Annotated in this window: 3 protein-coding genes; all 3 read left to right on the top strand. The window is 46.0% G+C overall.

Annotation, left to right across the window (positions count from 1 at the left end; genetic code table 11):
- Positions 1–1,482: catalase (locus tag CVN76_RS04470; RefSeq protein WP_100530452.1), on the top strand; the 1,482-nt coding region annotated here is incomplete at its 5' end.
- Between the two features lie 185 nt (positions 1,483–1,667).
- Positions 1,668–1,898 carry a CsbA family protein gene (locus CVN76_RS04465; RefSeq protein ID WP_034309928.1) on the top strand — a complete coding sequence of 77 codons (231 nt, stop codon included), beginning with the start codon at positions 1,668–1,670 and terminating at the stop codon, positions 1,896–1,898.
- 217 nt (positions 1,899–2,115) lie between these two features.
- On the top strand, positions 2,116–2,933 hold an 818-nt coding region (locus tag CVN76_RS04460), incomplete at its 3' end, for a DEAD/DEAH box helicase family protein (RefSeq protein WP_198512476.1).

The following is a 2,933-nucleotide window of genomic DNA, read 5'->3' as shown; positions in this document are numbered from 1 at the left end:
GTGGGGAACAGGGGTCCAAGTACACTGGAAAACTACGATTTCCTGGAAAAGATCAGCCATTTCGATAGGGAGAGAATTCCTGAACGGGTCGTGCATGCCCGCGGTGCCGGAGCCCATGGCTATTTTGTTCCGACTGGTAAAGCAGGGGACGAGCCGATATCAAAATATACGAGGGCGAAGGTGTTTCAGGTGGAAGGCAAAAAAACACCGGTATTCGTGAGGTTTTCATCTGTTATCCATGGCGGGACATCTCCGGAAACGTTACGTGATCCAAGGGGGTTTGCCGTTAAATTTTATACGGAAGATGGGAACTGGGATCTTGTCGGGAATAATCTGAAAATCTTCTTTATCCGTGATGCGATGAAATTCCCGGATTTGATCCATGCCTTCAAGCCGGATCCGGTCACGAACATTCAAGATGGGCGAAGGATTTTCGATTTTTGCTCGAGTTCTCCGGAAACGTTTCATATGGTTACGTTTTTATTTTCCCCTTGGGGCATTCCAGCCAATTATCGCATGATGCAAGGTTCAGGCGTCAATACGTACAAATGGGTGAATGAAGAAGGCAAAGCCGTACTCGTCAAATATCACTGGGAGCCCAAGCAGGGCATCAAGAACTTGACCCAGAAGGAAGCCAATGAAATTCAAGCAACGAATTTCAATCATGCCACACAGGATTTATATGAAGCGATCGAACGCGGGGAGTTTCCCGAATGGGATCTGAATGTACAGATCATGAGTGATGATGATCACCCTGAGTTGGACTTCGATCCGCTCGATGATACAAAGATTTGGCCAAAGGATGAATTCCCATGGCTGCATGTCGGCACGATGGTATTGGATAGAAACCCGCAGGACTACTTCACTGAAGTCGAACAGGCTGCATTCGGTACGGGCGTCTTGGTGGATGGCCTTGACTTTTCGGATGACAAGATGCTTCAAGGGCGTACCTTCTCTTACTCCGATACACAACGCCACCGTGTGGGGGCGAATTACCTGCAATTGCCGATCAATGCTCCAAAGAAGCCAACAGCCACGAATCAGACTGGCGGACAAATGCAATATGAAGTGGGCAGAGGCAACCAAAGCCCTCACATAAACTATGAACCATCAACCGTAGGAGGCTTGAAAGAAGCTGAGCAAACGGGTAAGGAGTATACCCCTTTCGTAGAAGGGAAACTGGTCCGTGAGACAATCGATCGCCAAAGCAATACGAAGCAGGCTGGTGAAACGTACCGTGAATTCGAAGATTGGGAAAGGGACGAATTGATCGCCAATTTGGTATCGGCTTTGGCACCGGCAGACCCGCGCATCCAAGAAAAAATGATCGCCCTCGCAAAAGAGGCCGATGAAGATTATGGCCGCAGACTTGAAGCGGGACTGGATTCCGCTACCGAACAAACGGAATCCTCCAAACCGGTGGGAGGGACGGATGACCCAGGGGACGCTGCCAGAAAAGGACATGAAGCGGATCCATATTGATCGTGAAAGAAGCGAACTTCCTTTTATGGGGGTTTGCTTCCTTTTCGTTATGGAGATAATGATAAAGTGTTTCAAATGTTCTTTTATCGGTTATCGGAAATCAAGCAGGAAATAGATTGGCAAAAAACTTCATAATCATTTAAACTGAAATTACTCTATTTTTCTCTTACAAAGGAGATGAAAAAATGATTAAAATTCTTTCTGCCCTTTTCCTTCCTTGTCTACTTGTCATGCTTTTTTCAAGGGTCACCTACAACAATGTCGTCGGTCTTGTGTTAACGGTTGCCTTGATAACAGCTTCTGCATATAAAGGTTATACACATACGAACTTATTGATTATCGTTGATGCATTATCCCTGACAGTTGGATTCTGGCTATCGAAACGAATGATGAAACGAACATCCAAGAGCGCCTGACACCAGAGGTGCTTTTTTTGTACTCAGCTTGTCTTCACATATGAAGCGACAAAGGATATTAACTTGAAAATAGAATGGGTGTTCGCTTATTGCTGGTTTGTTTTGAGCTTGTTGTGGTAGAATGTGTATATATACTTTCTAAAACCGGAATAAATAGAAGGGATAGGAACATATCCCGTTTTTCATATAAAAATATTTCAATAGGAGGCTATGCTTGGTGAAGGATAAGTTTGAGTTAGTCTCAAAATACTCTCCTCAAGGAGATCAACCTGCAGCAATTGAAATGCTTGTCAATGGCATCAAAGAAGGAAAGGAAATGCAGACATTATTGGGGGCGACGGGAACAGGGAAAACGTTCACCGTTTCCAACGTCATACAGCAAATCAATAAACCGACGCTTGTCATTGCCCACAATAAAACGTTGGCAGGGCAGCTTTACAGTGAGTTCAAAGAGTTTTTTCCCAACAATGCCGTTGAGTACTTCGTAAGCTATTATGATTACTATCAGCCAGAGGCCTATGTCCCATCCACCGATACTTTCATCGAAAAAGATGCAAGCATCAATGATGAGATCGATAAACTTCGCCACTCGGCCACTTCGTCTTTGTTCGAAAGGAAAGATGTCATCATCATTGCCAGTGTATCCTGCATTTATGGGCTCGGCTCCCCGGAAGAATACCGGGAGATGGTGGTTTCGCTCAGAACAGGCATGGAAATGGACCGGAATGCCCTGCTGCACAGGCTCGTGGACATTCAATATGAACGGAATGACATAGCTTTCCAGCGCGGGACCTTCCGCGTGCGCGGCGACGTGGTCGAAATTTTCCCGGCCTCCCGCGATGAACATTGCGTACGAGTCGAGTTTTTCGGAGATGAGATTGACCGGATCCGGGAAGTCGATGCACTGACCGGTGAAATTACCGGTGAGCGCGAACATATTGCCATTTTTCCTGCTTCCCACTTCGTAACCCGCGAAGAGAAAATGAAAATCGCGATACAGAATATCGAACTGGAATTGGAAGAACGATTGAAGGG

This window comes from Bacillus sp. mrc49 (assembly GCF_002803435.1).
This window is presented reverse-complemented; position numbering and strand designations above follow the sequence as displayed.